7 protein-coding genes and 1 pseudogene are annotated in these 6,491 nt (G+C 71.7%); 6 read left to right on the plus strand and 2 right to left on the minus strand.

The genetic code is table 11. The annotated features are described in order from the left end of the window. Positions 1–77 precede the first annotated feature (77 nt). Genes IE252_RS28960 through IE252_RS28975 form a run of 4 tightly spaced genes read left to right on the plus strand, consistent with a single transcriptional unit; the run spans position 78 to position 2,978 of the window. Entirely contained in the window at positions 78–671 is a 594-nt protein-coding gene (locus tag IE252_RS28960; RefSeq protein ID WP_190092364.1) for a phosphatase PAP2 family protein, read from the plus strand. Continuing rightward, positions 668–1,612, plus strand: coding sequence for a decaprenyl-phosphate phosphoribosyltransferase (locus IE252_RS28965; RefSeq protein ID WP_190092365.1), 945 nt, complete (start codon positions 668–670; stop codon positions 1,610–1,612). Before IE252_RS28960 ends, IE252_RS28965 begins: the two co-directional genes overlap by 4 nt. Before the next feature lie 47 nt (positions 1,613–1,659). Beyond that, entirely contained in the window at positions 1,660–2,079 is a 420-nt protein-coding gene (locus IE252_RS28970; protein WP_229848847.1) for a GtrA family protein, read from the plus strand. Beyond that, a complete protein-coding gene (locus IE252_RS28975) occupies positions 2,067–2,978 on the plus strand; it encodes a YihY/virulence factor BrkB family protein (protein ID WP_190092367.1) in 912 nt (303 codons plus the stop codon). The genes IE252_RS28970 and IE252_RS28975 overlap by 13 nt, the downstream gene beginning before the upstream one ends. Here the strand turns inward: IE252_RS28975 and IE252_RS28980 are convergent. Beyond that, complete coding sequence (locus IE252_RS28980) at positions 2,932–4,236, minus strand: D-alanyl-D-alanine carboxypeptidase family protein (RefSeq protein ID WP_506417295.1); 1,305 nt, start codon at positions 4,234–4,236, stop codon at positions 2,932–2,934. The two genes, IE252_RS28975 and IE252_RS28980, sit on opposite strands and share 47 nt — an antisense overlap. A 109-nt stretch (positions 4,237–4,345) precedes the next feature. Between IE252_RS28980 and IE252_RS43440 the strand changes: the two genes are divergently transcribed. Together IE252_RS43440 and IE252_RS28985 are read left to right on the plus strand one after the other, a co-directional pair. Continuing rightward, positions 4,346–4,621 carry an SCO4848 family membrane protein gene (locus IE252_RS43440; protein WP_229848849.1) on the plus strand — a complete coding sequence of 92 codons (276 nt, stop codon included), beginning with the start codon at positions 4,346–4,348 and terminating at the stop codon, positions 4,619–4,621. A gap of 156 nt (positions 4,622–4,777) precedes the next feature. After that, entirely contained in the window at positions 4,778–6,334 is a 1,557-nt protein-coding gene (locus tag IE252_RS28985) for an ABC transporter substrate-binding protein (RefSeq protein ID WP_190092369.1), read from the plus strand. Positions 6,335–6,341: 7 nt separating this feature from the next. On the opposite strand, the pseudogene IE252_RS28990 reads toward IE252_RS28985, so the two are convergent. After that, positions 6,342–6,491: pseudogene (locus IE252_RS28990) on the minus strand (TetR/AcrR family transcriptional regulator); the annotation flags it as partial.

A 6,491-nucleotide genomic window follows, 5' to 3' on the forward strand; every position in this document is an offset into this window, starting at 1 on the left:
CTGGCGTCGCCGCCGGGGAGAGTCGCGTACGGCTGACGGCCGATCGGCGGGGCTGTCTCACGGAATTGGGGTGGCAGATGCGGTACTCCGACGCGGACCACCGGCTGCTTTCGGCGCTGCGCGACTGCGGGGCGCAGCCACGGGTGGCCGCCGTCGCCCGCGCGTTCTCGCTCGCCGGGGAGCACGGAGCGGTGTGGCTGGCGGGCGGGGCGCTCGCCGCCGCCGTCGACCGGGAGCGGCGCGCGGGCTGGCTGCGGGGCGCGGTGGTGGTCGCGGGGGCGCATCTGATCAGCATGGGCGTGAAGCGGGTGGTGCGGCGGCCCCGGCCGACCGCACGGGAGCCGCTGGTGCGCACCGCCGGACGGCACTCCTTCCCCAGCTCGCACGCCACCTCGGCGGCCGCCGCGACCGTCGCGTACGGCGCGCTGCGGCCCGCCGGGGCGCGGCTGGTGCCGCCGCTCGCCGCCGCGATGTGCGTGTCCCGGCTGGTCGTGGGCGTCCACTACCCCTCGGACGTGCTGGCCGGAGCCCTCCTCGGCGCGGCCACGGCCCGGCTGGGGGCGGGGTGGGTGGGCAGCCCGCAGTTCCCGGGCGGCTCGCAGCCCCTGAGCAACCCGCAGCCCCCCGGCCACCCGCGCCCCCCGCTCCGGACCACCGGAGCCCCCGCATGACCCGCCCCGGCCTCGTCGTTCTCGAAGAGCGGGCCGCCCGGCACCCGGGGCGGCGCGCGCTCGGGGTGCCCGCGGGCGTGCTCAGGACCGCGCGCCCCCGGCAGTGGATCAAGAACGTGCTGGTGGCCGCCGCGCCCGCCGCCGCCGGGCAGCTCGACTCCCGGCACACCCTGCGCCAACTCGCCCTGGTCTTCGTGCTGTTCACGGCCGCCGCCTCCGCCGTGTACCTCGTCAACGACGCGCGGGACGCCGCCGCCGACCGCGCGCATCCGCAGAAGTGCCACCGGCCGGTGGCCACCGGGCAGGTGCCGGTGCCGGTCGCGTACGCCGTCGGGGGGCTGCTCGCCCTGCTCGCTCCGCTCGGCGCGGCCCTCACCTGCAACGCCATGACGGCGACCCTGCTCACCGGGTACGTGGTGATGCAGCTCGCCTACTGCGTCAAGCTCAAGCACGTCCTCGTCGTCGACCTCGTCGTGGTCACCGCCGGGTTCCTGATGCGGGCCATGATCGGCGGGGTCGCGCTCGCCATCCCGCTCTCGCGCTGGTTCCTGATCACCGCCGGGTTCGGCGCGCTGTTCATGGTCGCGGCCAAGCGGTACTCCGAAGCCGTCCAGATGGAGGGGCGTGGCGGCGCGACCCGCGCGCTCCTGGACGCGTACACCACCGGCTACCTGCGGTTCGTCTGGCAGCTCGCGGCCGGCGTCGCGGTCCTCGCGTACTGCATGTGGGCGCTGGAGAGCGGCGGCATGGCGGGCGGCTCGCTGCTGCCGTGGCGGCAGCTGTCGATGGTCCCGTTCATCGGCGGGATCCTGCGGTACGCCGTGTTCGCCGACCGGGGGAGCGCCGGCGCCCCCGAGGACGTGGTCCTGCACGACCGGGCGCTGGTGGTCATCGGTCTGGTGTGGGTCGCGCTGTACGGGCTCGCGGTGGCCGACCTGTGAGGCGTGCGGCGGGGGCGGGAACGCGGGCGCGCGGGGCGCTCGGAGGCGTGCGCCGGGCCGAGCTCATCGGGTTCGCGCTGGCCGGGATCTGCGCGTACGCCGTCGACCTCGGCCTCTTCGTCTGGCTGCGCTCGGGCCTCGCGTGGGACCCGGTCACCGCCAAGTGCCTCTCCTTCGTGGCGGGGTGCACCGTCGCGTACCTCGGCAACGCCTTCGGTACCTACCGGGGCAGCCGGGCCGGGGGCCGCGAGTACGCCGTGTTCTTCGCGGTGAACATCGCGGGCGCGCTGGTACAACTGCTCTGCCTCACCGTCACGCACTACGGCCTCGGCTTCACCTCGCCGCGCGCCGATACGCTCTCGGGCGCCGTGTTCGGCATGGCACTCGCCACCTGCCTGCGCTTTTGGGGGACACGGACGCTTGTCTTCCGGTCCCGGAGGGGTACTCGGACGTCATGGACTGGCTGAAGAATCTTCCCGTCGTCGGACCGTGGGTGGTCCGGCTGACGCGGACGCACGCCTGGCGTTCGTACGAGAGGCTCGACCGGGTGCGCTGGTCCCGGCTCGCCGCGGCGATCACCTTCATCAGCTTCCTCGCGCTCTTCCCGCTGCTGACCGTGAGCGCGGCGATCGCCGCCGCCGTGCTCACCCCGGGTCGCGTCGAGAAGCTCCAGAAGACCCTCGCCGAGCAGGTCCCCGGCATCTCCGACCAGCTCGATCTGCAGGACCTGACCCGCAACGCGGGCACGGTCGGGGTGGTCGCCGGGGCGCTGCTGCTGTTCACCGGCATCGGCTGGATCGGCGCGATGCGCGGCTGTCTGCGGGCGGTGTGGGACCGCGACGACGAGGAGGGCGAGAACCCGTTCCTGCGCACGCTCAAGGACGGCGGGGTGCTGGTCGGCCTCGGCGGCGCGGGCCTCGCCTCGTTCGTCGCCTCCTCGATCGGCTCGACGGCCGTCGGCTGGACCGCCGACCAGCTGGGCATCGACGAGAACGGCGTCGGCCGGGTGTTCCTGCGGATCGCGGCGATCGCGGTGGCGGCCGCCGCCGACTTCCTGGTCCTGATGTACGTGCTGACCCTGCTGCCCGGGGTCTCCCCGCCGCGCCGCCATCTGGTGACCGCCGGGATCATTGGCGCGGTGGGGTTCGAGCTGCTGAAGCTGCTGCTCGGCGGATATATGCAGGGGGTCGCCGCCAAGAGCATGTACGGCGCGTTCGGGGTGCCCATCGCGCTGCTGCTGTGGATCAACTTCACCGCGAAGCTGCTGCTGTTCTGCGCCGCCTGGACGGCCACCCCGGCCAAACCCGACGACCCCGACCTCACCGCTTCCGACGCACCAGCTCCGGCAGGGGCCAACGCCGGTTGAGCAGGAACACCCCGGCGGCGACGACCACGAGCGCGCCGCCCGCGATGGCGAGCGCGGTGCCGATGCCGCCGGAGCCCGGCCCCTTCTTCGTGGTGACGGCCACCTTGGCGGTGCCCTGGGCGCCGGACGCCGAGGGCTGCGAGCCCTGCGGGGCGCCGCTGGGGGCCGCCGACTTGGGCGGGACCAGCTCGCCCACCGGGGTGACCTTGCCGGCCGCCGCGAAGCCCCAGTCAAGGAGGCGGGCGGCCTCCTTGTAGACGGCCTGGCCCTCGGAGGAGTCCGGGTTCATCACGGTGACGAGCAGCACCCGGCCGTCGCGCTCGGCGACCCCGGTGAAGGTCGAGCCCGCGTTGGTGGTGTTGCCGTTCTTGACGCCCGCGATGCCCTTGTACGGGCTGAGGCCGTTCTCGCCGGTGAGCAGCCGGTTGGTGTTCTGGATCTCGAAGTAGTCCCGCTCGTTGTTCTTGCCCTCGGCGCCGGGGAACTTGGCGGAGGCGGTCGAGCAGTACTCGCGGAAGTCCTGCTTCTGCAGGCCCGAGCGGGCGAACAGGGTGAGGTCGTACGCGCTGGAGACCTGGCCGGGTGCGTCGTAGCCGTCCGGCGAGACCACATGGGTGTCGAGCGCCTGGAGGTCGTCGGCGTGCGCCTGCATGTCCTGGACGGTCTTGGGCACACCGCCGTTCATCGCCGCCAGGGCGTGCACGGCGTCGTTGCCCGAGCGCAGGAAGACGCCGAGCCACAGGTCGTGCACGGTGTACGGCAGGTTCGCGTGGACGGGGACGACGCTGCTGCCCTCGCCCATGCCTTCAAGGTCGGCCGCGGTGACCGTGTGCACGTCCGTCTTGGGGAACTTCGGCAGCACCGTGTCCGCGAAGAGCATCTTCAGGGTGGAGGCGGGGGGCAGCCGCCAGTGCGCGTTGTGCGAGGCCAGCACCTGGCCGTTCTCGGCGTCCGCGACGATCCACGAGCGGCCCGTCAGGTCCATCGGCAGCACCGGGGCGCCCGCGCCCAGCTTCACCTGGGTGCCGGGCTGCCCGAGCTGCGCGCCGCCGACCGTCGACATGGCGGCCGGCGGCGGGTCGGGGTCCTTGCGCGTCTTGCCCGCCTTGCCGGGGCCGGTCGGCTTGCCGGGCTGCCCTTGGGTGCCCGGTTTGTCATCGTTCGGCACGGCCGACGCGGGCGCGGCGGTGAGCGCGGGCAGCAGCGCGGCGACGGCGACCGCCAGTGCGATTTTCGCGGGCTTCTTCACAGCAGACACGGACGAGAACGTACAGGTCCGGGGCGCCGATCCGAACACCGGAGGGGGGACCCGCCGGGAGCCGCCACCCGCCCGGCTGTGCCCGCTTCGCCCCGGTGATACTGATTCCATGAAGCTCAGCAACCGCGTCTCCTGGTTCCTGCTCGCGTTCGGAGTGTGGAGCTGGATCATCTGGATCACTTTCGTCAAGAACCTGTGGAAGGACGGCAGCGGGCTGGCCTTCGACGACGCGGGCGACCCGACGGCGTACTTCTGGGTGCACCTCACCCTCGCCGTCGTGTCCTTTCTCCTGGGGACGGGCGTCGGCCTCATCGGGTTCCGTTCGGTACGCCGACTGCGCGAGGAAACCGCTGGTGCCGCCGGGTCACGGACCGCTAACGAGTAGCCCCGACCCCCTTGTCACGCGCGGCTAACGAGTAGCTGTGTAGTGAAGATTTCCTCTTCCGAATGTGAAACCCGTGTGATTGGGTGATCGCCATCACAGGTGTGCCCGGGGGGTCGGGCCGCCTGAAGGGTGGGGCGTTCCGAGGAGAGCACGGCGATGCGGTCGATCCGTATGCGGGTTCTGGCGATATGCGCGGTAGTGGTGGTCGCCGGTGTGGGGGGATGGCAGCTGCTGCCGTCCGACGGAGAGAAGAAGGACCCGATCACGGTCGGGACGACGGACGCGATCACGTCCCTGGACCCGGCCGGTGCCTATGACGCCGGATCCTGGGCCCTGTACAGCAACGTCTACCAGTCGCTGCTGACGTTCAAGCCCGGCTCGGCGGTGCCGGTGCCGGACGCGGCCCGCAGCTGCAAGTTCATCGGGCTGAAGCTGATGACGTATCAGTGCGAGCTGCGCGACGGGCTGACGTTCTCGTCCGGCCGGAAGATCACCGCGGACGACGTGAAGTTCTCGTTCGACCGGGTGATGAAGATCAAGAGCGATGTGGGGCCCGCCTCGCTGCTCTCCTCCCTCGGCTCTGTCCAGGCCGACGGCGACACCGTCACCTTCAATCTGAAGACCAAGGACGCGACCTTCCCGTCGAAGCTCGCGACCGGCGCCGGGTCGATCGTCGACAGCAGCGCGTACCCGGACAAGTCGCTGCGCAAGGGCAACAGCGTGGTCGGCTCGGGCCCGTACCTGCTCAAGTCGTACAAGCAGGGCCAGAGCGCGGTCCTGGAGCCGAACCCCGACTACCGGGGCGCGGTCTCCAAGAAGGGCCTGCCCGTCGAGGTCCGCTACTTCGCCGAGTCCGACCAGCTCAACCAGGCGTGGACGGCCCGGCAGGTGGAGGTGGCGCACCGCCAGATGCCGCCGAAGGTGCTCGCCAAGCTGTCGCCCGGCGACCCGAACATCCGCATCAGCGAGACGCCGGGCGCCGAGACCCGCAACCTGAACATCAACGTGCGCCCCGGCCACCCGCTGGCCAAGACCAAGGTCCGTCAGGCGCTGGCCGCGCTGATCGACCGGCCCGCGCTGGCCTCGGCCGTCTACGACGGCACGGTCGAGCCGCTGTTCTCGCTGATCCCGCAGGGCTTCACCGGCCACAGCACGGCCTTCTTCGACGCCTACCCCAAGGTGGACGTGGCGAAGGCGAAGTCGCTGCTGAAGTCGGCGGGCGTGCAGACCCCGCTGAAGTTCACGCTCGCCTACCGCAAGCTCGGGGCCAACGGCGCCGAGGCCGAGATGCTGAAGAAGCAGCTGGAGAACGGCAACCTGTTCGAGGTCGACCTGCTCGCCGAGGCCGACTGGACCAAGATGCAGAAGAACTACGCGGCCGGTGTCTACGACGCGTACACCGCGGGCTGGGTCGCGGACTTCCCGGACCCGGACAACTTCAGCCAGCCGCTCGTCGGCACCGGGAACAGCCTGCACACCGGCTACTCGGACAAGGACGTCGACGGCATCATCCAGCGCACCCAGCAGTACAGCGACCGGGGCCGCACCGCCGACGACTTCAAGGCGCTCCAGGACAAGGTCGCCGAGGACGTGCCGCTGATCCCGCTGTGGCAGGGCAAGGACTACGTGGTCAGCAGCCGCAGCGTCGGCGGCCTCCAGTACGTGTCGGACGGTACGGGCGTGTGGCGGCTGTGGGAGCTGGACTGGATCTGAGCCGGGGCTACCGCTGCTCGGACTTCGTGGGTTTCTTGCGGGCGGTGGCCGCCTGTGCCATGCCCGGCAGGAAGTCCGTGAACAGTTCGTGGACTTCGTGGACGAGGGGGCGCAGGACGCGGAAGCGGGCGAGTGCGACGCCGCGGGTGGTGAGTTT

The sequence above is a fragment of the Streptomyces melanogenes genome, assembly GCF_014649795.1.
Classification (GTDB): domain Bacteria; phylum Actinomycetota; class Actinomycetes; order Streptomycetales; family Streptomycetaceae; genus Streptomyces; species Streptomyces noboritoensis.

Excerpts from the sequence above, each read along its gene's own strand:
- IE252_RS28975 (WP_190092367.1), top strand. The coding sequence starts at position 2,067 with ATGGACTGGCTGAAGAATCTTCCCGTCGTCGGACCGTGGGTGGTCCGG.
- IE252_RS43440 (WP_229848849.1), top strand. The coding sequence starts at position 4,346 with ATGAAGCTCAGCAACCGCGTCTCCTGGTTCCTGCTCGCGTTCGGAGTG.
- IE252_RS28985 (WP_190092369.1), top strand. The coding sequence starts at position 4,778 with ATGCGGTCGATCCGTATGCGGGTTCTGGCGATATGCGCGGTAGTGGTG.
- IE252_RS28960 (WP_190092364.1), top strand. The coding sequence starts at position 78 with ATGCGGTACTCCGACGCGGACCACCGGCTGCTTTCGGCGCTGCGCGAC.
- IE252_RS28965 (WP_190092365.1), top strand. The coding sequence starts at position 668 with ATGACCCGCCCCGGCCTCGTCGTTCTCGAAGAGCGGGCCGCCCGGCAC.